The 25,217-nt window shown below is 63.0% G+C and carries 27 protein-coding genes and 1 pseudogene; 17 read left to right on the top strand and 11 right to left on the bottom strand.

Annotated elements, in window-relative coordinates; all coding sequences use genetic code 11:
- Positions 1-174: 174 nt before the first annotated feature.
- The 8 genes from AC0L14_RS18495 (at position 175) to AC0L14_RS18530 (ending at position 7,474) form a co-directional block, all read left to right on the top strand.
- Positions 175-1,560 carry a M20/M25/M40 family metallo-hydrolase gene (locus AC0L14_RS18495; RefSeq protein WP_473527331.1) on the top strand — a complete coding sequence of 462 codons (1,386 nt, stop codon included), beginning with the start codon at positions 175-177 and terminating at the stop codon, positions 1,558-1,560.
- A gap of 197 nt (positions 1,561-1,757) precedes the next feature.
- Positions 1,758-2,378: a ribonuclease D gene (locus AC0L14_RS18500; RefSeq protein WP_095496889.1), complete on the top strand. Its 621-nt coding sequence runs from the start codon at positions 1,758-1,760 to the stop codon at positions 2,376-2,378.
- Positions 2,379-2,429: 51 nt separating this feature from the next.
- Complete coding sequence (locus tag AC0L14_RS18505) at positions 2,430-2,678, top strand: hypothetical protein (protein ID WP_473527330.1); 249 nt, start codon at positions 2,430-2,432, stop codon at positions 2,676-2,678.
- Between the two features lie 105 nt (positions 2,679-2,783).
- Positions 2,784-3,038 (top strand): GlsB/YeaQ/YmgE family stress response membrane protein, encoded by a 255-nt coding sequence (locus tag AC0L14_RS18510; RefSeq protein WP_123151714.1) that lies wholly within the window; start codon positions 2,784-2,786, stop codon positions 3,036-3,038.
- Between the two features lie 26 nt (positions 3,039-3,064).
- Entirely contained in the window at positions 3,065-3,211 is a 147-nt protein-coding gene (locus tag AC0L14_RS18515; RefSeq protein ID WP_473487872.1) for a hypothetical protein, read from the top strand.
- A gap of 205 nt (positions 3,212-3,416) precedes the next feature.
- Positions 3,417-3,806: a hypothetical protein gene (locus AC0L14_RS18520; protein WP_095496886.1), complete on the top strand. Its 390-nt coding sequence runs from the start codon at positions 3,417-3,419 to the stop codon at positions 3,804-3,806.
- A 450-nt stretch (positions 3,807-4,256) separates the two neighbouring features.
- Positions 4,257-6,512 carry a transglycosylase domain-containing protein gene (locus tag AC0L14_RS18525; protein ID WP_473750302.1) on the top strand — a complete coding sequence of 752 codons (2,256 nt, stop codon included), beginning with the start codon at positions 4,257-4,259 and terminating at the stop codon, positions 6,510-6,512.
- A gap of 209 nt (positions 6,513-6,721) precedes the next feature.
- Positions 6,722-7,474, top strand: coding sequence for an SDR family NAD(P)-dependent oxidoreductase (locus tag AC0L14_RS18530; RefSeq protein WP_027153080.1), 753 nt, complete (start codon positions 6,722-6,724; stop codon positions 7,472-7,474).
- A 21-nt stretch (positions 7,475-7,495) separates the two neighbouring features.
- On the opposite strand, the pseudogene AC0L14_RS18535 reads toward AC0L14_RS18530, so the two are convergent.
- Positions 7,496-7,717: pseudogene (locus AC0L14_RS18535) on the bottom strand (NAD-binding protein); the annotation flags it as partial.
- Between the two features lie 87 nt (positions 7,718-7,804).
- Positions 7,805-8,254, bottom strand: coding sequence for a baeRF12 domain-containing protein (locus tag AC0L14_RS18540; protein WP_095488474.1), 450 nt, complete (start codon positions 8,252-8,254; stop codon positions 7,805-7,807).
- Between the two features lie 317 nt (positions 8,255-8,571).
- Here AC0L14_RS18540 and AC0L14_RS18545 point away from each other — a divergent pair, with 317 nt between their 5' ends.
- From AC0L14_RS18545 to AC0L14_RS18580, 8 genes are all read left to right on the top strand, one after another.
- A complete protein-coding gene (locus tag AC0L14_RS18545) occupies positions 8,572-8,742 on the top strand; it encodes a hypothetical protein (protein WP_156768434.1) in 171 nt (56 codons plus the stop codon).
- Positions 8,735-9,208, top strand: coding sequence for a cupredoxin domain-containing protein (locus AC0L14_RS18550; RefSeq protein ID WP_123151718.1), 474 nt, complete (start codon positions 8,735-8,737; stop codon positions 9,206-9,208). Before AC0L14_RS18545 ends, AC0L14_RS18550 begins: the two co-directional genes overlap by 8 nt.
- Before the next feature lie 278 nt (positions 9,209-9,486).
- Positions 9,487-10,938 (top strand): siroheme synthase CysG, encoded by a 1,452-nt coding sequence (gene cysG, locus AC0L14_RS18555; RefSeq protein WP_473750303.1) that lies wholly within the window; start codon positions 9,487-9,489, stop codon positions 10,936-10,938.
- The gene (locus AC0L14_RS18560; protein ID WP_473527327.1) at positions 10,935-11,240 is read left to right on the top strand and encodes a DUF2849 domain-containing protein; all 306 of its coding nucleotides are present in this window, start codon (positions 10,935-10,937) and stop codon (positions 11,238-11,240) included. The genes cysG and AC0L14_RS18560 overlap by 4 nt, the downstream gene beginning before the upstream one ends.
- A 46-nt stretch (positions 11,241-11,286) precedes the next feature.
- Entirely contained in the window at positions 11,287-12,957 is a 1,671-nt protein-coding gene (locus tag AC0L14_RS18565) for a nitrite/sulfite reductase (protein ID WP_473750304.1), read from the top strand.
- A complete protein-coding gene (locus AC0L14_RS18570) occupies positions 12,932-13,696 on the top strand; it encodes a phosphoadenylyl-sulfate reductase (RefSeq protein ID WP_095496871.1) in 765 nt (254 codons plus the stop codon). Before AC0L14_RS18565 ends, AC0L14_RS18570 begins: the two co-directional genes overlap by 26 nt.
- 28 nt (positions 13,697-13,724) lie before the next feature.
- Positions 13,725-14,261, top strand: a complete 537-nt coding sequence (locus tag AC0L14_RS18575; RefSeq protein WP_473487879.1) for a DUF934 domain-containing protein — start codon at positions 13,725-13,727, stop codon at positions 14,259-14,261.
- A 137-nt stretch (positions 14,262-14,398) separates the two neighbouring features.
- Positions 14,399-15,019, top strand: coding sequence for a DJ-1/PfpI family protein (locus AC0L14_RS18580; RefSeq protein ID WP_123151722.1), 621 nt, complete (start codon positions 14,399-14,401; stop codon positions 15,017-15,019).
- A gap of 44 nt (positions 15,020-15,063) precedes the next feature.
- Here the strand turns inward: AC0L14_RS18580 and AC0L14_RS18585 are convergent, their stop codons facing one another.
- Positions 15,064-16,086: a fatty acid desaturase gene (locus AC0L14_RS18585; RefSeq protein ID WP_123151723.1), complete on the bottom strand. Its 1,023-nt coding sequence runs from the start codon at positions 16,084-16,086 to the stop codon at positions 15,064-15,066.
- A 149-nt stretch (positions 16,087-16,235) separates the two neighbouring features.
- Complete coding sequence (locus AC0L14_RS18590) at positions 16,236-16,472, bottom strand: hypothetical protein (RefSeq protein WP_244603111.1); 237 nt, start codon at positions 16,470-16,472, stop codon at positions 16,236-16,238.
- A gap of 238 nt (positions 16,473-16,710) precedes the next feature.
- On the opposite strand from AC0L14_RS18590, the gene grpE reads away from it, so the two are divergent.
- Positions 16,711-17,346 carry a nucleotide exchange factor GrpE gene (grpE, locus tag AC0L14_RS18595; protein WP_473750306.1) on the top strand — a complete coding sequence of 212 codons (636 nt, stop codon included), beginning with the start codon at positions 16,711-16,713 and terminating at the stop codon, positions 17,344-17,346.
- Between the two features lie 225 nt (positions 17,347-17,571).
- On the opposite strand, the gene olsB is transcribed toward grpE, so the two are convergent.
- The 7 genes from olsB to AC0L14_RS18630 form a co-directional block, all read right to left on the bottom strand.
- Positions 17,572-18,447 (bottom strand): l-ornithine N(alpha)-acyltransferase, encoded by an 876-nt coding sequence (gene olsB, locus AC0L14_RS18600; protein WP_165848842.1) that lies wholly within the window; start codon positions 18,445-18,447, stop codon positions 17,572-17,574.
- Positions 18,448-18,623: 176 nt separating this feature from the next.
- Positions 18,624-20,912, bottom strand: coding sequence for a hybrid sensor histidine kinase/response regulator (locus AC0L14_RS18605; RefSeq protein WP_473750308.1), 2,289 nt, complete (start codon positions 20,910-20,912; stop codon positions 18,624-18,626).
- A 112-nt stretch (positions 20,913-21,024) separates the two neighbouring features.
- Positions 21,025-22,014, bottom strand: a complete 990-nt coding sequence (acuI, locus tag AC0L14_RS18610; protein WP_473488047.1) for an acrylyl-CoA reductase (NADPH) — start codon at positions 22,012-22,014, stop codon at positions 21,025-21,027.
- Between the two features lie 55 nt (positions 22,015-22,069).
- Complete coding sequence (lspA, locus tag AC0L14_RS18615) at positions 22,070-22,570, bottom strand: signal peptidase II (protein WP_095496863.1); 501 nt, start codon at positions 22,568-22,570, stop codon at positions 22,070-22,072.
- A gap of 8 nt (positions 22,571-22,578) precedes the next feature.
- Entirely contained in the window at positions 22,579-23,436 is an 858-nt protein-coding gene (locus tag AC0L14_RS18620) for a TrmH family RNA methyltransferase (protein WP_123151729.1), read from the bottom strand.
- Positions 23,437-24,483 (bottom strand): RsmD family RNA methyltransferase, encoded by a 1,047-nt coding sequence (locus AC0L14_RS18625; protein WP_473488046.1) that lies wholly within the window; start codon positions 24,481-24,483, stop codon positions 23,437-23,439. It lies immediately after the preceding gene.
- An 89-nt stretch (positions 24,484-24,572) separates the two neighbouring features.
- Complete coding sequence (locus AC0L14_RS18630) at positions 24,573-25,058, bottom strand: DUF1772 domain-containing protein (RefSeq protein ID WP_473527323.1); 486 nt, start codon at positions 25,056-25,058, stop codon at positions 24,573-24,575.
- Positions 25,059-25,217 lie beyond the last annotated feature (159 nt).

Here is a 25,217-nt window from a genome sequence, read left to right on the forward strand (position 1 = left end):
CCTATCCCCCCTCTCCGGGCTGCCGCATCGTTTCGAGTAAAGGCCGCCGTGGTTTCCCCTCCACCACGGCGGCATTTTTTTGCTCTTTGGAGCCCGTGGTCCAACGACCGTCGGCTTTTCGTTTCTGCCTCGCAGCTTTAGGGTTGCCGCTCAGAATCGAAAGGCCTGATAAAAATGTCCAGAATTTCTCCCGTCCTCGACCGCCTCGACAACAACCTCGACGAGAGCCTGGAGCGCCTGTTCGGCCTGCTCAGGATCAAGTCGATCTCGACCGACCCGACCTATGCCGCAGACTGCCGCAAGGCGGCGGAATGGCTGGTGGCGGAGCTCAAACTGATCGGCTTCGACGCCAGCGTGCGCGACACGCCAGGCCATCCGATGGTGGTGGCGCACCATGACGGGCCGGCGGGCGCACCGCATGTCCTGTTCTATGGCCATTACGACGTGCAGCCGGTCGACCCGATCGAGCTGTGGGAAAGCGATCCGTTCGCGCCTTCGGTGAAGGAGATCGAGCCCAGCCATCAGGTGATCACGGGACGTGGTTCGGCCGACGACAAGGGGCAACTGATGACCTTCGTCGAGGCTTGCCGCGCCTGGAAGCAAGTGCATGGCGGGCTGCCGTGCCGCATCACGATCCTGTTCGAAGGCGAGGAGGAGTCCGGCTCGCCATCGCTGAAGCCGTTCCTCGAGGCAAATGCGGCCGAACTCAAGGCCGACTTTGCGCTTGTCTGCGACACCGGCATGTGGGACCGCGATACGCCGTCCATCTGCGTCGCGCTGCGCGGGCTGGTCGGCGAGGAGATCACGGTGAAGGCCGCCGACCGCGACTTGCATTCCGGTCTCTATGGCGGTGCTGCCGCCAATCCAATCCGCATCCTGGCCGGGATACTGGCCGACATCCACGACCAGAACGGTCGCGTCACCATTCCCGGTTTCTATGACGGCGTCGAGGAGACGCCTTCGCAGATCCTGAAGTCATGGGAGGCGCTCGGCGAAACCGCCGAGACGTTCCTCGGACCTGTCGGCCTGTCGATCCCATCCGGCGAAAAGGGCCGCTCAGTGCTCGAACTCACCTGGGCGCGGCCGACGGCCGAGTTCAACGGCATTACCGGCGGCTATACCGGCAAGGGGTTCAAGACGGTGATCGCGGCGGAAGCCTCGGCAAAAGTGTCCTTCCGCCTCGTCCACAAGCAGAATCCCCAGAAGATCCGAGCCGCTTTCCAGGCCTTCGTCAGGGAGCGCATCCCTGCCGACTGCTCAGTCGATTTCCACCCGCATGGCGGCTCGCCGGCGATCCAGCTTTCCTACGACTCGCCGTTTCTCGCCAAGGCCAAGGACGCGCTGTCCGACGAATGGCCGAAACCGGCGGTGATGACGGGAAGCGGCGGCTCGATTCCGGTGGTCGGCGATTTCCAGACCTATCTCGGCATCGAATCGTTGCTGGTCGGTTTCGGGCTCGACGATGACCGCATCCATTCGCCGAACGAGAAATACGAGATGAGTTCCTTCCACAAGGGACAACGCTCCTGGGCGCGCATTCTCGATGCGCTGACACGCTGACAGGGCAAGATTTCAACTTTCTGTTGATTTTTCATCGGATCGCGGCAAGGACGGGCTAAAGCGCGTCGCGTTTGACCTGCCTGATGCGACGCGCTTTAGGGTTGTTGTTTTATGCATGTCGTTATCGCAAAACCGCTGCACACTTTTGCGCGACATGCATTAGAGCGACGTGCGTCCAGTCGCGACCGGAGAAGACGATGAGCGATATCCGCTTCCATAAGAACGACCTACCGGGGCTCTTGCACTACGACGTCGGGGCGGTCGCCATCGACACGGAGACGCTGGGACTCAATCCGCATCGCGACCGGCTTTGCGTGGTGCAGATCTCGCCGGGCGACGGTTCCGCCGACGTCATCCAGATCGCGCCCGGCCAGAAGAAGGCGCCAAACCTCGTCAGCCTGCTCAAGAACCGCAGCATAACCAAGCTGTTCCATTTCGGCCGTTTCGATCTCGCCGTGCTCTACAACGCCTTCGGCGTCATGCCGGAGCCGGTGTTCTGCACCAAGATCGCCTCGCGGCTTACCCGAACCTACACCGACCGGCACGGGCTGAAGGACATCTGCTTTGAGCTTCTCGGCGTCAGCCTTTCGAAGGCGCAGCAATCGTCGGACTGGGCGGCGGAAACGCTGTCGCCCGAACAACTCGAATACGCCGCCTCAGACGTGCTCTATCTGCACCAGCTGCGCGATGTTCTGACAGCGCGGCTGGCGCGCGACAACCGGAGCAAGGAGGCCGAGGCCTGCTTCCGCTTCCTGCCGACGCGTGCGAAACTCGACCTGATGGGCTGGGATGAGGCAGACATCTTCGCCCACAGCTAAGGTGGAACCAGGTGTTCACCGCGATGTTCTGTCGGTCATGGAGTGGATGAAATGGCTGCCAGAAAACCAATCGACACAGCGCCCAAGGATGGCTCCAAGGTCACCGTCTACTGGAAGGACAGCGACGGCGTGATAAACGAATCCATCGCGCAGTACCGGTCGCTAGAGAGGCTGAAAGCGGCCGGCGGCGACTGGGACGAGAACGACACCGGCTGGTGGGCCTATACCGACGGTCATACGCAAAGGAAGATCGAACCGATCAGCTGGCGGCCTGCATCCGGGGATGACGACGACGAATGACGCCGCTGGCGGCGCCGGCTCCTTTCCAATAGTTTGGACCTGTTGCAATCGGAGGTCGATTCGGAGCTTTCTGCTCCACGGCCGTTCGCTCAGGAGGGATATGCAATGGGTACTGAGAGCCTGCTTGTCTTCATCATCATCGGCGCCATTGCCGGTTGGCTCGCCGGCCTGATGGTCAAGGGGTTCGGCCTCGGCCTTGTCGGCAATATCGCCGTCGGCATTGTCGGTGCCTTCATCGCCGGCTGGCTCTTCCCAACGCTGGGGTTCGCCATAGGCGGTGGCATATTTGCCTCCATCGTCCACGCCACGATCGGCGCGGTCATCCTGCTCGTGCTGATCAAGCTGGTGAAGCAGGCCTGATCCTCGAAGCACATCAAGGGCGCGCCATGAAACAGAACATGCTCTATCTCATCATCGGCGCGCTCGTCGTGGTGGTCATCGCGCTCGGCGTCTATGTCTATCGCGAGCAAACCAGGCCGAAGGGCGTGGAACTCAAGATCGACGAAAAAGGCATTTCGATCCAGCAGAACTGAGCGCGCCGGGTTGGCGCGGCAAAGGTGCCGACGATCTATCCCATCAGGCCGAAAATCGACGATAAGGCAGGGGCCGCTCCATCCTTCGATGCACCCGGAGAGAAGCCAAGCTGGATATGGAATGAGAGTGACGTATCGATACATTCGCGGTATGATCTTGGTACAGGGAGTTTGGGGCCAACCCACCTACTATTAGGAGGTTGCCATGAGGCACCAAACACTGGACCAACTGCATACGGTGGCAAAGGTACACAGAGACCCAACACCTCCTGCAATGGACCGAACCCAGCGTCTCGAACGTTGGTCAAAACTTCTTGAACGGCAGCCCAACCGACTCCTCACCGCACTTATCGGGACCGAATATCGTTCGTCACCCGAGCGCGAAATTATGCGTGGCGAAGGCTCGCCAATATCGGTTGCCTTCGAGGATTCGATCCTGCGCGATGAGGGGCTGAAAGACGATACTTATGGCGAAGCAAAGCGTTTCTTCGAATTGACCGACAATGAGCTCCACGAAATTGTCTGCTACTGCCATGTGGGCGAGACGATGCAATCATCCTGGGCAGCGCTTTCCGTTCGTGCTGCGATTGGCTAACGCATGATCCCCAGGGCGCGTAACTTTGGTGACAAGGTCATGCGTAGATTCAATGGTTTAGAGCGCGATCGAACGCACTTTACCGATCGCGCTCTAATGACGAGCATAGATTGCGGCTACCTTGCCATGGGCGGTCCGCGCCGAACGACTGCGGCTGGGCAGTTGATGCCGAAATGCGAGACCGCTCCGCCGTCTCGCGATAGACGCCATTGTTGCCGACCGCCAGGAGCAAGGAACGGAGCGGTGACGTGCCGTAACGCATTGAATTAACTTTGAACCATTTAACCCGCCCTTAAATCGCCGCATCTACTCTTCACCCCGAACGCCATGGAGCGACGTGCGTCCGTTCGGACGCACAGAGTGCGCTCTACGACTTTGAAGCTTCGCATCGGCCCGAAAATTGCGAGTTTCGGGCCGATGCGATAGGCATCGGGACAGACAGCACAGCGCATGGCGAACCGCAGAGACAGCCGCATCGAACCGAGCTTCGAGGGACCGCCACGGGCGAAATCCTCGGCCGGTTTTTCGGTGAGCGAGGAGGATCGCGTCGTGCCGAGCAACCGCAAGACCTCTGCAAAGCGCCAATCGGCCAAGACAAAATCGTCGCGTCGAGGACGCGGCAAAAGCCGGCGCGGCCTGTTCGGCGTGCTCGGCCGGTTGGCCTACTGGTGCTTCGTTCTGGCCATCTGGGGCGGCATCGCCACCGCCGGCATCGTTGTCTATTACGGTGCGAAAATGCCGGCGGCCACCACCTGGGCCATTCCCGACCGCGCACCCAATATCAGGATCGTCTCCGTCGACGGAAAGCTGCTTGCCAATCGCGGCATGAGCGGCGGCGAAGCCGTCGGCCTGCATGAAATGTCGGCCTATATTCCCGAGGCCGTCATCGCCATCGAAGATCGCCGCTTCTATTCGCATTTGGGCATCGACCCGATCGGTCTGTCCAGAGCCATGGTGGCCAACGTTCTCGGCGGGCGTTTTTCGCAGGGCGGCTCGACGCTGACCCAGCAATTGGCGAAAAACCTGTTCCTGACACCCGATCGCACGCTGGAACGCAAGGTGCAGGAAGTGCTTTTGGCGCTGTGGCTCGAGCACAAGCACACCAAGGACCAGATCCTCGAAATGTATCTCAACCGGGTCTATTTCGGCTCCGGCGCCTATGGTGTCGAAGCGGCCTCCCGCCGCTATTTCGGCAAGGGCGCGCGTGATGTCACATTGCCCGAAGCCGCACTCCTCGCTGGCCTGCTGAAGGCGCCGTCGCGACTGTCTCCGGCGCGTGACCCGAAGGCGGCCGAGCAGCGCGCGCAGCTCGTTCTCGCCGCCATGCGCGACGAAGGCAAGATCAGCGCCAAGGAACTGACCACGGCGATGACCGCGCCGGCGTCGCGGGTGGCATCCTACTGGACGGGCTCGGAAAACTATGTCGCCGACACCATCGTGGAAGAACTGCCCGACCTGATCGGCGACGTGCGCGGCGACATCATCGTCGACACCACCGTCGACCTCACGCTGCAGAAGCTCGCCGAACAATCGATCCGCCGACTGATCGACGGGAGCGGCAAAAAGCTCAATGCCAGCCAGGGCGTGCTGGTGTCGATAGACAATTCCGGCGCGGTACGTGCCATGGTCGGCGGCTATGATTATTCGACCAGCCAGTTCGACCGCGCCTCGGAGGCGCGCCGCCAGCCGGGCTCGGCGTTTAAACCGTTCGTTTACATGGCGGCGCTGGAGGCCGGCCGTACGCCCGACAGCGTGCGCAATGACGCGCCGATCAGAATAGGCAAATGGACGCCAACCAATTACGGCGGCAAGTATTTCGGCAAGGTGACGCTGGCGACGGCGCTAGCTAAATCGCTGAACTCGGTGGCCGCCCAGCTGACGATGGAAGTCGGACCTGACGCCGTCGTCGAGGCGGCGCATCGCATGGGCATCCAGTCCGACCTCACGGCCAACACCTCGATCGCGCTCGGCACCTCTGAAGTGACGCCGCTTGAATTGACGTCGGCCTATGTCCCCTTCGCCAATGGCGGCCACCGGCCGGACGTCCATTTTATCCGCCGCGTGACGACAGCCGGCGGCAAGGTGCTCTACGACAACAATGGCGGCGGCGCCCCGCGCGTCGTCAAGCCCGAGATCGTCGGTATGATGAACTCGATGATGACCGGCACTGTCGAAATCGGCACTGCCAGGAAGGCGGCCTTTGCCTGGCCGGCCGCCGGCAAGACCGGCACCAGCCAGAATTCGCGCGACGCCTGGTTCATCGGCTATACCGCCAATCTCACCACCGGCGTCTGGTTCGGCAATGACGATGGCAGTCCGATGAAGAAGGTCACCGGCGGCGCGCTGCCGGCGCAGGCCTGGCATGAATTCATGGTCGCCGCGCATGAAGGCGTGCCGGTGCGGCCGCTGCCTGGAACATGGAGGTCGACGCCTGCGGATACGATCGTGCAGGACGAAATACCGTCCAACACGCCGCAACCGGCGCCGGTGCCGTCCGCTTCGGTCAGCCAATCCGCGCCGTCCGCCCAAAAAGCGTCATCGCCTCGCGCCGTGCGTCCAGCCGAAACGGTCGATGCTGGCGGCTTCGGCATGCCGGGCGGTGGCGGCACCACCGCATCGGTCAAGCGCCCGGTGCCGCCCGGCGATGTCGGCGGCCCGGTCAAGAAGCGGCAGACCTCGATCCTCGACATCCTCACCGGCGGCTGACCCCCCTCGTCATCGCTGCCGTGTTCCGCTACATCTCCGGGTTAAAAGTGCTAAAGCGTACTTTGTGCGTCCAAAGGGACGCACGTCGCCCTAAAATCGCGTCGCGTTTGACCGGCCTCGTGCGACGCGCTTTAGGTTGTTGATTTACGCATGTCGTTATCGCAAAACCGCTGCACACTTTTGCGCGACATGCATTAGAGAGATCGCGAATGGCCGAGACCGACACCAGGAAGACCATCGTGCTGACCGGCGCCAGCCGCGGCATCGGCCATGCCACGGTCAAGCGCTTTTCGCGCGAAGGCTGGCGCGTTATCACCTGCTCGCGCCAGGCCTTTGCCGAGGACTGCCCGTGGCCGGCCGGTCCGGAAGACCACATCAAGGTCGATCTGGCCGACCAGGAGGATGTCGGCATCGCGATCTCGGAAATCCGCCATCGGCTGGAAGCGCATGGCGGCCAGCTTCATGCGCTGGTCAACAATGCCGGCATCTCGCCGAAGCTCAAGGACGGCAACAGCCGCATGAATTCGATCGACACGCCGATGCATGTCTGGCGCGACGTGTTCCAGGTCAATTTCTTCGCACCGATCATGCTGGCGCGGGGATTGTTTAGGGAGTTGGCGTCGGCCAAAGGCTCGATCGTCAACGTCACCTCGATCGCCGGCACCCGGGTGCACCCCTTCGCCGGCACCGCCTATGCGACGTCGAAAGCCGCGCTCGGCTCGCTGACGCGCGAAATGGCGCATGATTTCGGCCCGCACGGCATCCGCGTCAACGCCATCGCACCCGGCGAGATCGACACGGCGATCCTGTCGCCCGGCACGGAAAAGATCGTCGAGACGATTCCGCTGCGGCGGCTGGGAACCACGGCCGAAGTCGCCGACATCATCTTCTTCCTGTGCTCGCAGCAGGCCTCCTATGTGACGGGCTCGGAAATCCACATCAATGGCGGCCAGCACGTGTGAGCGAACGCCGGCGACCGAGGGCTAAGTAATCGGTGCTTTCGGCTCTTCGGCCCCCTCTGCCCCCTCTGCCCCCTCTGCCTTGCCTTCCATCACCTCTTCCACAATCCCCCGCGCGATCTCGCGTTCACCCATGATGACGGTGTCGGCTCCGAGCCCCTTGAGATGCTCGACCTCGGCATCGGAATGGGCGCGGGCAATGACGTTGATCTTCGGGTTGGCGGCGCGGGCGCGCAGCACGATCCGACGACAGGGATGACAGAAGGCGAGCCGCCTCGGGGCTGGCAATGGTTGCTGCAAAAGAGAAACGGCTGGTGCGCCTGATGCCCGCGATCAGGCCGCCTGCAGCAGGTTTTCGATGTCGACGATGGTGTGGTTGGTCAACGTCTTCGGAATTTCCACTGTGATTTTCTCGGCGACTTCCTTGTGGAGTTTTCGACGCATGTCGCCCAGCACCTGCGGCGGTGCGATCAGCACCATCTCCTTGAAGGCGCCGCGATGCGCGAGCTTGTACAGCCGCTCGGCAATTTCGTCGGCAAAACGCTCCTTACCGAGACGGTGCCAGTCGGTGTCCTCGACTGCGCTTCTGTGGACGGAAGGGCCGTCGCTGTAGCGGCCGGGGCGGTCCGAACCTTGCTCTCGCGTCGCCGGATTTGCCTGTTCCATCTCCTGCACGACCTGAAGGTCGGGATATTGGGTGTCGCCACGGTTCTCGAGGAACAGCGCCTTCTCGCCGTCGGCCACCACGATCCACAGTCCGCGTTTCAGTTTGAGGTTGTTCACGGAGCGCTCCTTTTTCCTGTTTTTCATGGTTTTTCAGGCCCGTCTCTGGAGCCATTGCGGCAGCTGAGCAGCCAGGCTCGGATTCGCAGGGGCAAACGCGCGCCGAGGCAGGAATGTTCCGGTGACGACAAGAACAGCGAGCGAGCCAACCAACCAGCCAAGGATGACGGTGTTCGGCCACGACATCGAAGCGGGCTATCATGTAGCAGTCTTCGTGCCCGAGACGGTGGCAGTGGAGCACTCACTCGCCACAGGGGCAGCCTGCTTGACGGGCTGCGTCTTAAGGCTGGAAGAATCCGGCGTTTGGAATCGTTGATATGGCGATACACCCGTTTGAGGTGATCCCCATGCAAGCACGATTGATCGTCAGCCTGGTGTCCTTGCTTGTCGATGCGCGCCTTGTGATCGCTCCCGCCTTTTCGGCCGGTGGCGGTGGCAGCGCGCGTTTCACAGTGGATAACAACATCAAGGGAGGTCCAAATGTTTAAGTCTAGCACAACCGCGACGCTGCTTTCGTTAGGTGTGGCGCTGAGCGCGGCGGCGTCGGCCGATCTCGCGCAGGCGGCGAAACGCACCATCACCATGGTCGCGGTCGAGGCCAAGGGCGGGACGACCGTCGACAAGGAGCCGTTCCCGACCGCGGGCCTACCAGAAGGTAAGGGCTACGAGCTCGAAGCGCCCAACGCCGAGGGTCGGTGGGAGGTATCGGCCTACCGCTGGGAGCCCAATCAGATCATCGTGAACCAGGGCGACGAAGTCACGCTCGAAATCCTGGGTGTCAATGGCGCGGAGCATCCGGGGGTGATCGACGGCTACGATGTCAGCTTCACTGTCAAGCGCGGCCAGCTCACCACCGTAACCTTCACCGCCGATAAGACGGGTGTGTTTGAATTTCGGTGTGGGACTCATCAGCCGTCGATGGTGGGCGAGTTGATCGTGCTGGCAGGCGGTTGATAAGCGTGTTCGGCGCTTGGTGACTTTAATCTACTAGATTGGTAGAATTTAGAAGAAAGTGTTTTGTGATACACCTCGCTTGCCGCTAGAACGGCGGCAGATCAAGGCGCGCAACAGCGGCTTGGATCCGCTCCACTCGTGGGTGTGGAATTTTTTTCTCCTGCCTTTGGTGCTTGCGGAAAAGCGATTGCTTCGCACGAAGCGATGCGCGAGTGCTTTCCTTCTGCTTTTCCGCTCCCGCGCGTAGAACTGACAGCGTATTCAGGATTCCACTCGCCATGCCGCAGGCCATAACCAAGCTCAACGCCTTTCCCGTCTTCATGCGGGTCGAGGGCGAAGCCGTGGCCATCGTCGGCGGCGGCGAGGAGGCTCTGGCCAAGGCGCGACTGATCGGCCAGTCGAGCGCCGTGCTGCGCATCATAGCCGATGCCGCCGAGGCCGAGTTGCTGGCCTTCATCGCCGCGAACGGCGCCATCCACATCGCTGCCCCCTATGATGCCGCGCATCTCGAAGGCGCGGTGATGGTGTTTGCCGCCAGCGGCAATGAGGCGCTCGACCGCCGTGTTGCCGAGGATGCGCGCCGGCTGGGCATTCCGGTCAATGCCGTCGACCGGCCGGAGCTGTGCGATTTCTTCACTCCGGCGCTGGTCAACCGCGCGCCGGTCGCCATCGCCATCGGCACGGAAGGGGCGGGCCCGGTGCTTGCCCAGATGCTGCGCAGCCGCATCGACCGCATGCTGTCGCCGTCGCTCGGGCCGCTTGCTTCGCTTGCTGCCTCGTTGCGCGGCACCGCTGAGAGATTGCTGCCGAAAGGCAATGCCCGCCGGCGCTTCTGGAGCGACTTTTTCGGCGGCGCACCGGCCCGTGCCATGGACGCCGGCCAGCTTTCGCAGGCGCATGACGCCGCCGTCGACCTGTTGCTTTCGAACGCGCCGGCACCGGGTCACATTGCCCTGGTTGGCGCGGGTCCCGGCGCCGAAGACCTGCTGACGCTGCGCGCCCACCGCCTGCTGATGGAAGCCGATGTCATCGTCCATGATGCGCTGGTGCCGGAGGCGATCGTCGCCATGGGCCGTCGCGACGCCGAGCGTCTGCCGGTGGGCAAACGCAAGGGCTGCCACACCAAGAGCCAGGCCGAGATCAACGCGCTGCTGATTGAGCTCGGCCATGACGGCAAGCGCGTCGTGCGGCTGAAATCCGGTGATCCGCTGGTGTTCGGGCGGGCGGGCGAGGAAATGGCAGCGCTGCGCGATGCCGGCGTCGCCTATGAGGTGGTTCCGGGCGTCACCGCGGCCTTCGCCGCCGCCGCCGATTTCGAGCTGCCGCTGACGCTGCGCGGCGTGTCGTCGTCGATGGTGTTCACCACCGGCCACGACCTCAAGGGAAATTCGCTGCCCGACTGGGCCAAGCTCGCCATTTCCGGCGCCACGGTCGCCGTCTATATGGGCCGCTCGGTCGCGGCCGAAGTTGCCGGCCGGCTGATCGAGGCCGGCCTATCACCGGATACGGCGGTCGCCGTGGTCGAGAATGCCAGCCTTGCCAACCGCCGCCGGTTCCACGGCACGCTCGCCGACCTGCCGTCGCTGGAGGTCCGCGCCGACCTTACCGGCCCGGTCATGACGATCATCGGCGATGCGGTTGCCGGCGCCAACTTTGAACGTTCCGAGCCGCTCGCGGCACACAGGCATGAAGGCGCGGCCCAAACAGCCGCCGAAGGAGCTGAACGATGAAAGTTCTGACCGCAAACCGCCTGACCAACGGCGAAGCCGTCTGGTACGCCAATGGCGGCTGGGCCGAGACCATCGACCATGCCGACGTCGCCCATGACAAGGTGGCTGAAGACCGGCTAGAGGCAATCGGCGCCATGGCCTACGCCAACAACGAAGTGGTCGACGTCAATCTGATCGACGTGGCCGTCGCCAATGGTGTGGTCGAGCCGGTGCGGCTGCGTGAAAAGATCCGCGCCGCCGGCCCGACCAACCGCAACGACCTGGGCAAGCAGGCCCGCCCGGTAGCCGCCCGGGCGGCGTAAACGACAAATTTGATGAAACGGGCGGACGCGCCCGGAAAGACCAGACATGTACCGTTACGATGAGTTCGATTACGATTTCGTCCAGGCCCGCGTTGCCGAGTTCAGCGATCAGGTCACGCGGCGGCTTGCCGGCGAGATCACCGAGGATCAGTTCCGGCCGCTGCGGCTGATGAACGGCGTCTACCTGCAGTTGCACGCCTACATGCTGCGCATCGCGGTGCCTTACGGCACGCTGAACAGCAAGCAGCTGCGCATGCTCGGCCACATCGCCCGCAAATACGACAAGGGCTACGGCCACTTCACGACCCGCCAGAACATCCAGTTCAACTGGCCGGCGCTGTCGGACATTCCGGCGATCCTGGCCGATCTGGCGAGCGTCGAGATGCACGCCATCCAGACCAGCGGCAACTGCATCCGCAACGTCACCGCCGACCACTTTGCCGGTGCCGCCGCCGACGAGGTGGCCGATCCGCGTCCCTATGCGGAAATCCTGCGCCAATGGTCGTCCGTGCATCCGGAGTTCTCGTTCCTGCCGAGAAAATTCAAGATCGCGGTGACCGGCGCCGAGCGCGACCGCGCCGCCATCCAGACGCATGACATCGGCCTGCATTTGAAGAAGAACGCGGCCGGCGAACTCGGTTTCGCCGTCTATGTCGGCGGCGGTCAGGGCCGTACGCCGATGATCGCCAAGAAGATCCGCGACTTCCTGCCCGAGGCCGACCTTCTGTCCTACTGCACGGCGATCCTGCGCGTTTACAACCTCTACGGCCGCCGCGACAACAAATACAAGGCGCGCATCAAGATCCTCGTCCACGAGACCGGCGTAGAGGAGATCACCCGCCAGGTCGAGGCCGAATGGCAGGAGCTGAAGGATGCGGATCTAAAGCTGCCGGAAGCCGATATCCGCGCCATCGATGCTTATTTCGCGCCGCCGGCTTTGACCGACCGGCCGGAAGGCGACGAGGCGGTCAAGCTTGCCCGCCTCGATTCGAAGAGCTTTTCGGAATGGCTCGACCAGAACGTGGTGACCCACCGTCATCCCGATTATGCCGCCGTGACGATTTCGCTCAAGGGCATCGGCGAAGCGCCGGGCGACGCCTCCGACAGCCAGATGGAAGCGGTCGCCGACCTTGCCGAAAAATATGCCTTCGACGAGTTGCGCGTCAGCCATGAGCAGAACCTGATCCTGCCGCATGTCGCGCGCGCCGACCTCAAGGCGGTCTATGACGCACTGGTCGACATCGGACTGGCGACGGCCAACTCCAACCTGATATCAGACATCATCTCGTGCCCTGGCCTCGATTATTGCGCGCTGGCCACGGCGCGTTCCATTCCGGTGGCGCAGGAAATCTCGCTTCGTTTCGCTTCGCTCGAGCGGCAGCGCGAGATCGGCGAATTGAAGCTGAAGATTTCCGGCTGCATCAACGCCTGCGGCCATCACCATGTCGGCCATATCGGCATCCTCGGCGTCGAAAAGAAGGGCGCCGAACTCTATCAGGTCACGCTCGGCGGCTCGGCCGACGAGAACACCTCGGTCGGTGAGATCATCGGCCGCGGCTTCAGCTCGGCAGAGATCACCGACGCCATCGAACAGATCGTCGAGACCTATCTCGGGCTTCGACTGGACAGAAACGAAAAATTCATCGACGCCTACCGCCGTGTCGGTCCCGCGCCGTTCAAGGAGGCGCTCTATGCTGGCGAAGCCAAGGCCGCTTGATCGTATCGTCGACGTCGAGGCCGGTATCGCCGCCGAAGCGGCGGGGCTCGATGCGCTCTATGGTCATCTGAAGCCGCTGGAGATCATCGAGCGGTCGGCCCAGGAATTCTTTCACGGTGAAATCGCCGCGGTTTCGTCGTTCGGCGCGGATTCGGCAGTGCTGCTGCACATGATCGCCAAGATCGACCGGACGCTGCCGGTGATCTTCCTCGACACCGGCAAGCATTTCGAGGAGACGCTCGGCTATCGCGACGCGCTCGTTGCCGATTTCGGGCTGACCGACATCCGGGTGATCACGCCCGAAGAAGCGGCACTCGAACGGATCGATCCGACCGGCAATCTGAACGAGACCGACACCGACGCCTGCTGCGGTGTTCGCAAGGTTGAGCCATTGGCGCGCGGCGTCGAGCCGTTCCGCGCCTGGTTCACCGGCCGCAAGCGTTTTCAGGCGACGACGCGGGCGTCCCTTCCGGTGTTCGAGGCGGTCGGCTCGCGCATCCGCATCAATCCGCTGGCGCATTGGACGACCGCCGACCAGGCCAACTATATGCGCGCGCATGCGCTGCGTGAGAATCCGCTGGTCGCCTATGGCTATCTGTCGATAGGCTGCTTCCCGTGCACGCAGCCGGTGCAGCCGGGCGATGACGCGCGCAGCGGCCGCTGGGCAGGGCACGCCAAGACCGAGTGCGGCATCCATTTGTCGGGGCTGGAGAAGTCGCTGACCGACGCATCGCTTTAGGATCTTTTTTGAGCTTTAGGAATTTTCGATGACCGAACTGACGCCAGAGACTGTTACCCGCCTCTGGACCCCGACTGGTTTTAGCGAGGACGAGTGGAGCCATGCCGAGAGTGCCGACGCACTCTCCGGCAATGGCCGCTTCATCCTGCCGCTGCAGGCATTTCTCGACCTCGATCCGGCGGTGCGCCGGTCGGCGAAGGAGCGCCTCGGCGTGCTGCTTCAGCCCGGCGATCAGCTCGAAAAGATCGCGGACCTGCTCGACCAGATATCGCTGGTGGCGCTGGCCTTCCCGGCTTTCAGTGACGGCCGGTCCTTCTCCAAGGGCGAACTGCTGCGCAGCCGCTACCGTTTCGAGGGCGCGGTCCGCGCCACGGGACAGGTTCTGGTCGACCAGCTTCCGCATATGCTGCGCCTCGGCTTCGACGAGTTCGAAGTATCAAATCCAGTGTTGCTGAAACGGCTCGAGGAAGGCCGCACCGGCGGTCTGCCGCTCTCCTACCAGCCGGCCGTGAAGCCGGAGGCCAAAGGCCCCAAATATTCCTGGCGGCGGGTGCGCGCCGGCTGATCTTCCCCACGGAGCAGGTCGCATCTGGTCGGACCACTTTGCACATTTAATCTTTTGTTTTCGGCGTCCGCACCTTAAGATAGGGCCTATTATTTCGCGATCCGAAATAAATATCGCCACCAAGGGAGGAACCGGGAATGGCTGGTAAGAAGATATTGATGCTCGTTGGCGAGTTCAGCGAGGAATACGAGATTTTCGTCTTTGAACAGGCCATGCATGCGGTCGGCCACACGGTCCATGTCGTGTGTCCCGACAAGAAGGCGGGCGATATCCTGAAGACGTCGCTTCACGACTTCGAGGGTCACCAGACCTATACGGAAAAGCTCGGCCACGACTACATCCTCAACAAGAGCTTTGCCGAGGTGAATCCGGCCGAATACGACGCCGTCTATGCGGCAGGCGGGCGCGGCCCGGAATATATCCGTATCGACAAGCGCGTGCAGGCGCTGGTGCGGCATTTCCATGAGACCGGCAAGCCGATCTTCACCATCTGCCATGGCGCGCAGATCCTGATGGCAGTCGACGGCGTGCTGCGCGGCAGGGAAGTCGCGGCGCTGCAGTATTGCGAGCCGGAAGTCACGCTCGCCGGCGGCACCTACATCGATGTCGCGCCGACCGGCGCCCATGTCGACGGCAATCTGGTATCGGCCAAGGGTTGGCCGGGCCTCGCCGCCTTCATGCGCGAATGCCTGAAGGTGCTCGGCACCGAGATCCGCCACGGCGAGATCCTGATGCGCGACGAACGCAAGGCGGCTTGAGCCAGATCTTGGAAAACCGCCGCACCTGTGGTGCGGCGGTGCGTTTACGCAGTCATCCGCGCTTCGCGAAACGACACCAGCTTGCTGCGGCTCTCATCCCACAGAGCCAGCTTGACGCAGCGCAGGCTGTCGAGAAGCGTGACGCGGCCGATTTCGCGCAGTTCCGGATAGTCCCTCAGGACTTCCTGCAGACGATAGCACGGCACCTTGGCGGAGAGGTGGTGCACGTGATGGACGCCGATATTGCCGGTGAACCAGTTCAGTACCGGCGGCAGGTCATAATAGGACGAGCCGTGCAGGGCCGCATGCTGGAACTCCCATTCGGAGTCCTTTGCCCACTCGGTCTCTTCGAACTGGTGCTGGACATAGAACAGCCAGATGCCGGCGGAACCGGCCAGAACGACGATGGGCAAATGGACAACCAGGAACGCTTCGAGGCCGACGAACCAGACGAGGGCAGCGGCGGCGACCGCAATGGCCACATTGGTGGCCATTGACGACACCCAGGGCGTGAGGCCGCCTCGCATCATGCCGACCGGCAGTCTCTGCTCAAAGATGAAAAGCCAAATGGGGCCGAGGCCGAACATGACGAGCGGATGGCGATAGAGACGATAGGCAAGGCGGCCCCGCCAGGACATTTGCCGATATTCGGCGACAGTCAGCGTCGTGATGTCGCCCGTGCCGCGTTCATCGAGGTTGCCGGCGCTTGCGTGATGGGTAGCGTGGGCACGCCGCCAGCAATCGTAAGGGGTCAAGGTCAGGATGCCCAGCCCGCGGCCGATCCAGTCGTCGGCGGTGCGGTTGGCGAAGAAAGAACCGTGGCCGCAATCGTGCTGGATCATGAAGATCCGCACCAGAAAGCCGGCGGCCGGAAGGATCAGGATCAGACCCCACCAATGACCATGGGCATAGGCAGCCGAGGACAGTGCCCACAGCGTGGCAAAGGGGATGAGGGTGATGGCAAGTTCGACGGCGCTGCGCCGCCTGTCAGGTTTCTTGTAACGCGCCAGGATTTTCAACCAGGCGCGTTTGCTGTTCGCTACAGCTTCGGGGGAAATCATGTTCATCAGGAAGCATAGACGGACCATTCCGTCGCCGCAAGGCAGGGATCACGCGAAGTTACTGCGCGTAATTGTCGCGCGATGCTCTAGGTGCTGCAATGTCGAAGGGCATGCTTGGACTCCGGCGGCACGCAACGACAGGCGAATGTGTTGGTCTATCGCCGTCTGCCACCGGCGGCTACGCTGCTTTCGATGCCGTCCAGGCGGTCAAGCAATTCCTTGAAACGATCGGGAATGTCGTTCTCCGTCCGGAACGCCGGCAACGCGCGCAGAAAGTGCATCGTTGCCTCGGTGCCGAACTGGCGCCTGATGCCGGCCGCGAGCCTTTCACGTCTTTCGTCATTGTTGCGGGCGCCATTCTTGTTACAGTCGCCATCGTTGCGGGTCATCATCTCAAAATCCTGTGTCGGCTTCGAAACTCTTCCAGCAGACGAATGGTTCCCCCATCGCAGCATCTTGGCAAGCAAAGCCGGCGCTTACAGTAAAATTTGAATTAATATCGAAAGGTCTTCATGGTGCGTCGTCGAAGCGCGAGCGGCCGCTCCAGTATCGCTTGCCCCTTGATTTTTGGCCGCCAAACCTCGATATCGGGCACAAAATCCACATCATTCGAAAAGACGGGAAACGGCGATGAGCGACCAGGCAAAAGACGAACGCGCGCCCGAGGATATCGAAGCGGCTGAGGCCGCCGCCGAGCGCTCGGAAGGCAGCGTCGACGGCGACTATGAGGCGCTTGTGCGGCTGTTGAAGGAAAACGACGAGCTGAAGGACCGCGCACTCCGTGTCGCGGCCGAGATGGAGAATCTGCGCCGCCGTACCGCCCGTGACGTGCACGACGCGCGTGCCTATGCGGTTGCCAATTTCGCCCGTGACATGCTGTCGGTATCGGACAATCTGCGCCGCGCGCTGGATGCGATCCCGGCTGAAACCAAGGCGTCGGGCGATGCCGGCTTCAAGGCGCTGATCGAGGGCGTCGAGATCACCGAGCGCGCCATGCTATCGGCGCTGGAGCGGCACGGGGTGAAGAAGCTCGAGCCGGAAGGCGAGAAATTCGACCCGAATTTCCACCAGGCGATGTTCGAGGTGCCCAATCCGGAGGTGCCGGCCAACACCGTGGTCCAGGTCGTGCAGCCAGGCTATTCGATCGGCGAGCGGGTGTTGCGGCCGGCCATGGTCGGCGTTGCCAAAGGCGGTCCCAAGCATGTGGCTGGTGAAGCGCCGGTCGAGCCAGGGCCGGTGAATGAGCAAGCTGAGAAGGATGCGTAAGTTAGGGGAGTAGGGGGAATAGGGCAGTACGGGAGTAGGGAAGAGAAGGATGCGTAAGTTAGGGGAGTAGGGAAGAGAAGGATGCGTAAGTTAGGGGAGTAGGGGGAATAGGGCAGTACGGGAGTAGGGAATAACGCCACCTACGATAAAGTAGAGCAATTGCCTACTCCGGCCGTTGGCCTGCTCCCCCTACTCCCCTACTGCCTTATTCCCCTACTGCCCTACTCAGGCGGCGAAACGCTGGGCTTCCCCGCCATAATAATTGACGTAGCGGGCACCGATCTCCTGGACCGGCATCACCACGAACACGTCGACCGTCGAGAATTCGCGGTCAATGACGCAGCCGTCGCCGATGCGCGCGCCGACGCGCAGATAGCCCTTGACCAGCGGCGGCATCGCCGCGATCGCGGCCTTGGCATTGACCGCCTCGATCGGCATCAAATCCATGGAACAGTAGCGCCCGGCGACCGCACGCACGTCCCAGGCCGAATTCGTCCGGCAGTGATGGGCGAGATAGGTCAGCGCTTCGGCGTGCGCCGCCGGCACGGTGCCGTGGAACGAAGCGCAACCGGTCATCACGCCGATCCCGTAATGGTTGATATAGGCCCAAATACCTTGCCAGAGCGCCTCAATGGTGCGCTTCGAGCGGTATTCCGGCAAGACGCAGGAGCGGCCGAGCTCGAGGAAACGCTGGCCGGGATGGCGGGCGATAAGATTGGTCAGTTCGAATTCGCCCTCGGAATAGAAGCCGCCGGCCGCTGCCGCGATTTCCTGCCGCAGCAGGCGGTAGGTACCGACAATGCGGCGATGCTCGGGACCGGACAGCGAGGTGTCGAAGACGAGCAAATGATCACAAAGCGGATCGAAATGGTCGGCGTCGCGGCGGTCCTGCACCTGGAACAGGTTCTTCCTGGCACCAAGCTCGTCATAGAACACCCGGTAGCGCACTTCCTGCGCGGCGGCGATCTCGGCCTCGTTGCGGGCGAGCCGCACTTCGAGATTGCCGATTCGGCCGAGCGCTTCGCCTTTTATGACGGCATCGACGTTCCGCCCGGTGAGCAAAGCACCACTGGCGTTCGGCCGAGCGTCACGTTCCGGCATAACTGTATGCACGAGTGATTCTCCTTCGAGCCATCCCTCTTGGCACGGGGATACGGTGTAGGTGCAACAGGATTGTGACAGTACCGTGATACGGTGCTACGGGCAATACTTCGTCGGCTGGGTAATCCTTCAACCGGCTATGTTACGCAGGGAAGCCAGGAAGGACAGCCGGCGGATCAGGCGGCCACCTGGCCCTCGATCGCATGGACAAGCGCGTCGGGGTCGAGCGGCTTGGTGACGAAGCCGCTGGCGCCATGGGCAAGCACCGCGTGGCGCGTCGTTTCCTGGCTGTCCGCCGAAAGCACCATGATTGGAACCGGCGGCACGGCGGTTTCCTCCTCGTGCCGGCGGATGGCGGCGATGGCGTCCAGCCCGTCCATGACAGGCATGTGCAGGTCCATCAGCACCACGTCGAAGCGGTGCTTGTGACCGGTCCCAGTGACGGCCTCGACGGCGGCCTTGCCGTTGCCGACCACTTTCACGCGATGCCCGGCCTTCAGCAGAGTGGCACGAGCAAGCATGGCGTTGATGTCGTTATCCTCGGCGATCAGCACGGACAGCCCCTGCCTGCGGCCGCCAATGGCACGGACGGATGGTGCGCCGGGCTTTTCCAGCTGTGGCTGGGTGAGGGCGGGCACGCTGCTGGTCAAAAGCACGCGCAGCAACGTCTCGCCGCGCACCGGCCTTGCCAGGAAGGTGGCGTAGCCGCTGGCGCGGAACTCGCCCAGCATGCCGCGGTCGGTAGGCGCGATCAGCGTGATCGCCTCGCAATCGGCAAAGCCGCTCTGGCGAAGGCGTTTGAGCAACCTGCCGTCGCCCTCCTCCATGACCGCATCGACCAGAAGCACGTCGCAGCCTTCTGCGAAGGACGCTGCCTGGGAGGCGGTCGCGGCCAGATCGACCATGCCGCCATTGGCACGGATGGTGCGGGCGATGGCGTCGGCCTCGATGGCGTTCTTCGACAGGATCACCGCGCGCCGTCCTGACAGCGCATTCAGGCGGGTCTGCGGCGGCTCGGTGGCCGATATTGCAGGGATTTCGAAGACGAACTCGGAGCCTTGGCTGAGCCGGCTCGATACCGAAATCGTGCCGCCCATGGCGATCACGAGGCGCCTGGAGATGGCAAGACCGAGCCCGGCGCCGCCATGCGCGCGGGTCGACGTGCCATCAGCCTGTTCGAATTCCTCGAAGATGCGCTCCATGTCGTCCTCGTGCAGGCCGGGACCGGTGTCGGCGACGGTGAAGCATATGCGGTCGGTGGTTTCGGTGCGGGTACGAGCGATGCTCACCAAAACGCCGCCGCTGTCGGTGAACTTGATCGCGTTGCCGATCAGGTTGAGCAGCACCTGCCGGACCCTTCCCGGATCGGCTGATATCATCTGCGGCACGTCGGGTTCGACATGGCAGCCAAGGCCGATATTCTTGGCGAAGGCCCGCGCAGCCAAGAGTTCGACGACGTTGTCGGCGATCTCGCGCACCGACATTGGCTGCGGTTCGGGATCGAAGCGGCCGGCCTCGATCTTCGAATAGTCGAGCAGATCCTCGATCAGCGCCAGCAGTGCGCTGGCCGAGGTCGAGACGGCGCCGACATAGGTCCGTTGTTCGGGCGAGAGATTGGTGTCCGCCAGCAGCCTGGCCATGCCGATGATGCCGTTCATCGGCGTGCGGATCTCGTGGCTGACGGTGGCGAGGAAGCGCGATTTGGCCTGGCTTGCATATTCGGCTCGCTCACGGGCGGTGATCAGCGACGATTCGGCGTGCTTACGGGCGGTGATGTCGCGGGCGATGGCGCGATGCGAGGCGCCGCCGTTCTCCTTGTCGCGCACGGACAGTTCGATCCATGAGAACCAGCGCGGGCCAGCCGGCGTGCGAATGGCGACGTCGGTGGAACTCAGGCATTCGTGGTCGGAAAAAGCGGCATCGGGAACGATGCCGACGTCGATGCCGAGTTCGGCAAGGGTCCTGCCGGCAAGTTCGCGCTGATCGGCTCCGACAAGATCGGCGAAAACCTTGTTGGCATAGACGATGTGGCCGTCACGGTCGCGGTGGACGACGAGATCGCCAAGCGCGTCGATCAGCCCGCGAAAGCGTTCCTCGCTCTCCTGCATCTCCCACATGCGGTCGGCCAGGGTCTCGACCTCGGCGCGGCTGCGAGCTGCGGTCTCGCCAAGGAGGGCAACCGTACGACGCTCCTTGCGCCTGGCACGCAGATGCACGGCGAGACCGGCCATGCCAGTCGCCAAAAGGCCGAAAGTGATGAAGACCGGCGCTCCGGTCAGATGCGACAGACCTGCCAGCACGACTATGGCGACGAGCGTCAGGAACGGCAGGCCTTCGCGATTGGCGGCGGGCAGCTCGGGCGCCAGTGGCGGCGCTGCGATATGCTGCCGTCTTGGCGCCTCCGGGCCGATCTCGTCGACGCTTTCGGCGCTCTCCGTTTCTCTGATGCCGGATTCAGTGACCATGCGGAAACCCTTGCCAGACAGAGATTATGGAAAATTGCGGCCGATCGTTCGAATTTTATCGGTCGCGCGGTTTTTTTGCCTTCCTTTCGCGCAAAACGGCAGACGACAGAACTCACATATCCACCACCACGCGGCCACGGATCTTGCCCTCGACGATGTCGTGCGCGGCGTCGATGATGCCGTCAAAGCCGATGGTCGTGGATAGGCTGGCGAGCTTCTGGAGATCGAGGTCCGTGCCGATGCGGCGCCACGCCTCCAGGCGGACCGCTTTTGGCGCCATCACCGAATCGATGCCGAGCAGACAAACGCCGCGCAGGATGAACGGGGCGACGCTCGCCGGCAGATCCATGCCGCCTGCCAGGCCGCAGGCGGCGACGGCGCCGCCATAGGAGGTCATCGAAAGGACGTTGGCCAGCGTGTGACTGCCGACCGCATCGACGCCGCCGGCCCAGCGTTCCTTGGCGAGCGGCTTTGCAGGCTGGGCAAGCTCGTCGCGCGAAATCACTTCCGCAGCACCCAGGTCGATCAGATAGGGGCTTTCAGCGCTGCGGCCGGTCGAGGCGATGACATGATAGCCGAGGCTGGACAGGATCGAGACCGCGACCGAGCCGACGCCGCCGGCCGCGCCCGTCACCACCACCGGGCCGCGATCGGGCACGATGCCGTGCCGTTCCAGCGCGATGACGCAAAGCATGGCGGTGTAGCCGGCGGTGCCGATCGCCATGGCATCATGCGGGCTCATGCCCTGAGGCAGCTGCACCAGCCAGTCGCCGTTGACACGGGCACGCTCGGCATAGGCGCCAAAATGCGTCTCGCCGACGCCCCAGCCGTTCAATATGACCTTGTCCCCCTTGCGCCAGTCGGCATGGGAAGACGAGACGACGGTGCCGGCGAAGTCAATGCCCGGCACCAGCGGCCAGCGGCGGATCACCGGCGCCATGCCTGATATGGCGAGGCCGTCCTTGTAGTTCACCGTCGTCGCCTCGACGGCGACGGTGACATCGCCTTCCATCAGGTCGGCCTCGGTGAGGTCAGTCACCGCGACCGACTGTTTCTTCTCGGCGTCGCGCGAAACGAGGATGGCTTTGAAGGTTTCGGACATGTCTTCTTCTCCTCGGGCTTCTCGAATGGCCACTGTATGGCGGCAGAAGGCCAGGTCAATCGCTTGAGGGCTTGGCCTCGCGCCGCCAACCGATGAGTTCGTCGAAGACGACCACCACCGCGCCGACCGCGATGAAGGCGTCGGCGAGGTTGAAGATAGCAAAGGACCATACCGGGGTGTGGAACAGGATGTAGTCGATCACGTGACCATAGGTAACGCGGTCGAACAGATTGCCGAGCGCGCCGCCGACGATAAGCGCAAAGCCGATGCGGGTAAGCACGTGGCCGGGCGGGGTGCGGGCCGCGAGATAGAGCACGAAAGCGACGACGAAAGCGGCGATGACCACCAGGCCGGTGTCGCCGAAGGACGAAAACATCGAGAAGGCGATGCCGGTGTTGTAGGTGCGATACAGCGCCAGGAACGGCACAAGATCGACCTTTTCCTGGAAGGCGAGGCCGGTCTCGACCAGGTATTTCACCCACTGGTCGAGCGCTATCGCGGCGGCGACCAGCAGGGCGTAGGGGAACCATGATTTTGCCGTTGGGGATTTGACCATTTGGGATGTCACGGTTTGGCGTCCTCCGGGGCAAGTTTCAGCGCGCCGCGCCGGATCTCGAACAGCATGATGCCGGTGGCCACCGCGAGATTGAGCGAATCGGCGCGGCCGGCCTGCGGAATCCGCAGCAATCTGTCACAGCTTTCGGCCATGCTTTCGGGCAGGCCCTGCTGCTCGTTGCCCATCATCAGCAGCACCGGGCCTTTGGAAAAGTCGACCGAGCGGTAATCGACCGCACCCTTCAGATGTGTGCCGGCAACGAGGCCAGGAAAGCCTTTTCGCCACGCAAGGAAGGTTTCCGGCGTCGCCTTGGCGACCGGCACCGCGAAGATCGAGCCCATCGTGGCGCGCACGGTCTCGACGGAAAAAGGATCGGTGGTCTCGCCGACCAGGATGATGCCCTTGGCACCAACGGCATCGACGGTGCGGATGACAGTGCCGAGATTGCCGGGGTCGCGCACGCGGTCGAGCGCCACCCAGACGTCGCCGTCTCGAGCGCGGATGTCCTTCAGCGGCAGGAATTTCTGCGAAAAGACGCCGACCACCATTTGCGGGTTATCGCGCCGGGTGATGGCGACGAGCACTTTTTCCGAAACTTCGAGCACGGTGCCGCCGGCGGCAACCGTGCGCGCCGCGACCTTTTCGACTGCAGCGTTGCCGCGTCCGGCCTTGGCGAAGACCAGCGTCCGGATCGACCAGCCGAGGTCGAGCGCGTCGATGACCAGCTTCAGCCCCTCGGCCATGAAGGCGTTTTGCTGGTCGCGGAATTTCTTCAGGGAGAGCGCCTTGATGTCCTTGATCAACGGATTGGCGAGGCTGGTCACTTCCTTCACCTGCCCTGGCGCACCGGCGTGCCGCTCGCTCATTCAGGCCACCCAGCGTGAGAACAGCGACGTAGACAGCGCCCGGCCGGCGGATTTTTCGCGGATGATCAGTTCGCCGGATTCGACCGTGCCGCCCATGCCGGCAAATGTGTCGCGCATCAAGGCATGGATGGCGAAGAAGGAGGCGCGGATCGAATAGGCGGTCAGCACGACAGCAAGCGGCTTCGGCGTCAGGATCGAGCGGCAGAGGTCGGTCAGATCAGGCAGGTCCTCGAACAATTGCCAGACCTCGCCCTTGGGGCCACGGCCATAGGCGGGCGGATCGAACAGGATGATGTCGTAGCGGCTGCCGCGGCGCTCCTCGCGCTCGGCGAATTTCATGGCGTCGTCGATGATCCAGCGGATCGGCTTTTGCGACAGGCCCGCCATCTCCTGGTTCTCCCTGGCCCAGCCGATCGCCTTCTTGGACGCATCGACATGGGTGACCTCGGCGCCGGCGCGCGCCGCCACCAGTGAGGCAAGGCCGGTATAGCCGAACAGATTCAGCACCTTGACCGGTCGCTTCGCCGCCGCGATCAGCCCGGCCATGTGGTCCCAGTGCGAGGCCTGCTCTGGGAAGACGCCGACATGGCGAAACGAGGTGAAGCGGCCGAGATAGTCGATTCCGTCATGCTTCATCGGCCAGGTCTCGCCTAGCGGCGTCTTGGGGAACCGCCAGCGGCCGATGCCTTCCTCGTCGGTGTCGCCGGTGAAAATGGCGTCGGCGCGGTCCCAGTCTTTGGCCGGCAACGCTTTTTGCCAGATCGCCTGGCCTTCGGGCCGGACGATGCGATAGGGCCCGTACTGCTCGAGCTTTTGACCGGCGCCGCTGTCGAGCAGCGCATAGTCGGCGTTGGGCGCCACTTCGAGGATCAGCGGCAGGTGTTCGGCGGGCAGGGCGCCGTCGCGGCGGGAAAGGACGCGCGGCGCGGCTTTCGGCTCGGTGCGGTTGCCCGATGCTGTGCCGGTCCCGCGCTGCGCCTGTTCCGCCCCGCCCTTTGCGAGCTGATGCGAGCGGCTGTCGCGGCGTTTGTCGCGAAAAGGTTTCAAGAAGAGCATCTCCGGGGCGACTTGGCCCGCTTCTGCCACAGCACATTCACCGGTGCAACAAACGCGGTCGCTGGACATTTCCGAAACGGTCAGCCGCGCCTGATCCAAAGCAGGGCGGCAACCAGCGATACGAAACCGACTGCCTTGAAGGCGGCGACGATCATATGGCCGGTTTCCCAGCGCCGTCGGATCGCTTCGAAATTTTCCGGAATCGGTCCAGGCACCCAGGTGGCCAGAATATCGTTCGCCGGCTTGACGAGAGCAAACCACATCGCAAGAGACACCGCATAGAGCACGGCAGCGGCCAACGCGTACCAGAACGCCGGACGTTCATTGCGCAGCATCCATGCGAGAAGTCCCGGGCAGCCGATCGCGGCCACGTCGAGTGGCGCGCCAATGACGGCAAACAGCTGGAACTGGGCGTTGAAGACAGTCGTCTCGCGCCAGAGCGAAGGCGACCACTTCGTCAGCCGAGGAGCCGATTCCAGGACATGGGCGAAGGACGGTCCAAGGCTGAGCGCCGCGACGACTGCGGCCAAGATGGACCAGAACAACAGGAACCCGCGTATCTCCATAACGCCCGAACAACGGCGTGACGCCGGAGACGTTCCCGTCCGAACGGGAACAGAGAAGCAGGGGAGTAAGGGAGTAAGTGAGTAAGTGAATAGGGGAAATATGACTAGCACGAAGCCGCACGATTGGTACGGCTCCCCTACTCCCCTACTCCCCTACTC

It is taken from the genome of Mesorhizobium sp. WSM4841 (assembly GCF_055811515.1).

Excerpts from the sequence above, each read along its gene's own strand:
- lspA (WP_095496863.1), bottom strand. The coding sequence starts at position 22,570 with ATGGTCAAATCCCCAACGGCAAAATCATGGTTCCCCTACGCCCTGCTG.
- AC0L14_RS18515 (WP_473487872.1), top strand. The coding sequence starts at position 3,065 with ATGAAACAGAACATGCTCTATCTCATCATCGGCGCGCTCGTCGTGGTG.
- AC0L14_RS18575 (WP_473487879.1), top strand. The coding sequence starts at position 13,725 with ATGACCGAACTGACGCCAGAGACTGTTACCCGCCTCTGGACCCCGACT.
- AC0L14_RS18590 (WP_244603111.1), bottom strand. The coding sequence starts at position 16,472 with ATGATGACCCGCAACGATGGCGACTGTAACAAGAATGGCGCCCGCAAC.
- AC0L14_RS18505 (WP_473527330.1), top strand. The coding sequence starts at position 2,430 with ATGGCTGCCAGAAAACCAATCGACACAGCGCCCAAGGATGGCTCCAAG.
- cysG (WP_473750303.1), top strand. The coding sequence starts at position 9,487 with ATGCCGCAGGCCATAACCAAGCTCAACGCCTTTCCCGTCTTCATGCGG.
- AC0L14_RS18580 (WP_123151722.1), top strand. The coding sequence starts at position 14,399 with ATGGCTGGTAAGAAGATATTGATGCTCGTTGGCGAGTTCAGCGAGGAA.
- AC0L14_RS18570 (WP_095496871.1), top strand. The coding sequence starts at position 12,932 with ATGCTGGCGAAGCCAAGGCCGCTTGATCGTATCGTCGACGTCGAGGCC.
- AC0L14_RS18560 (WP_473527327.1), top strand. The coding sequence starts at position 10,935 with ATGAAAGTTCTGACCGCAAACCGCCTGACCAACGGCGAAGCCGTCTGG.
- AC0L14_RS18495 (WP_473527331.1), top strand. The coding sequence starts at position 175 with ATGTCCAGAATTTCTCCCGTCCTCGACCGCCTCGACAACAACCTCGAC.
- AC0L14_RS18500 (WP_095496889.1), top strand. The coding sequence starts at position 1,758 with ATGAGCGATATCCGCTTCCATAAGAACGACCTACCGGGGCTCTTGCAC.
- AC0L14_RS18510 (WP_123151714.1), top strand. The coding sequence starts at position 2,784 with ATGGGTACTGAGAGCCTGCTTGTCTTCATCATCATCGGCGCCATTGCC.
- AC0L14_RS18565 (WP_473750304.1), top strand. The coding sequence starts at position 11,287 with ATGTACCGTTACGATGAGTTCGATTACGATTTCGTCCAGGCCCGCGTT.
- AC0L14_RS18605 (WP_473750308.1), bottom strand. The coding sequence starts at position 20,912 with ATGGTCACTGAATCCGGCATCAGAGAAACGGAGAGCGCCGAAAGCGTC.
- AC0L14_RS18545 (WP_156768434.1), top strand. The coding sequence starts at position 8,572 with ATGGCGATACACCCGTTTGAGGTGATCCCCATGCAAGCACGATTGATC.
- AC0L14_RS18530 (WP_027153080.1), top strand. The coding sequence starts at position 6,722 with ATGGCCGAGACCGACACCAGGAAGACCATCGTGCTGACCGGCGCCAGC.
- grpE (WP_473750306.1), top strand. The coding sequence starts at position 16,711 with ATGAGCGACCAGGCAAAAGACGAACGCGCGCCCGAGGATATCGAAGCG.
- AC0L14_RS18620 (WP_123151729.1), bottom strand. The coding sequence starts at position 23,436 with ATGAGCGAGCGGCACGCCGGTGCGCCAGGGCAGGTGAAGGAAGTGACC.
- AC0L14_RS18525 (WP_473750302.1), top strand. The coding sequence starts at position 4,257 with ATGGCGAACCGCAGAGACAGCCGCATCGAACCGAGCTTCGAGGGACCG.
- AC0L14_RS18520 (WP_095496886.1), top strand. The coding sequence starts at position 3,417 with ATGAGGCACCAAACACTGGACCAACTGCATACGGTGGCAAAGGTACAC.
- olsB (WP_165848842.1), bottom strand. The coding sequence starts at position 18,447 with ATGCCGGAACGTGACGCTCGGCCGAACGCCAGTGGTGCTTTGCTCACC.
- acuI (WP_473488047.1), bottom strand. The coding sequence starts at position 22,014 with ATGTCCGAAACCTTCAAAGCCATCCTCGTTTCGCGCGACGCCGAGAAG.
- AC0L14_RS18550 (WP_123151718.1), top strand. The coding sequence starts at position 8,735 with ATGTTTAAGTCTAGCACAACCGCGACGCTGCTTTCGTTAGGTGTGGCG.
- AC0L14_RS18585 (WP_123151723.1), bottom strand. The coding sequence starts at position 16,086 with ATGAACATGATTTCCCCCGAAGCTGTAGCGAACAGCAAACGCGCCTGG.
- AC0L14_RS18630 (WP_473527323.1), bottom strand. The coding sequence starts at position 25,058 with ATGGAGATACGCGGGTTCCTGTTGTTCTGGTCCATCTTGGCCGCAGTC.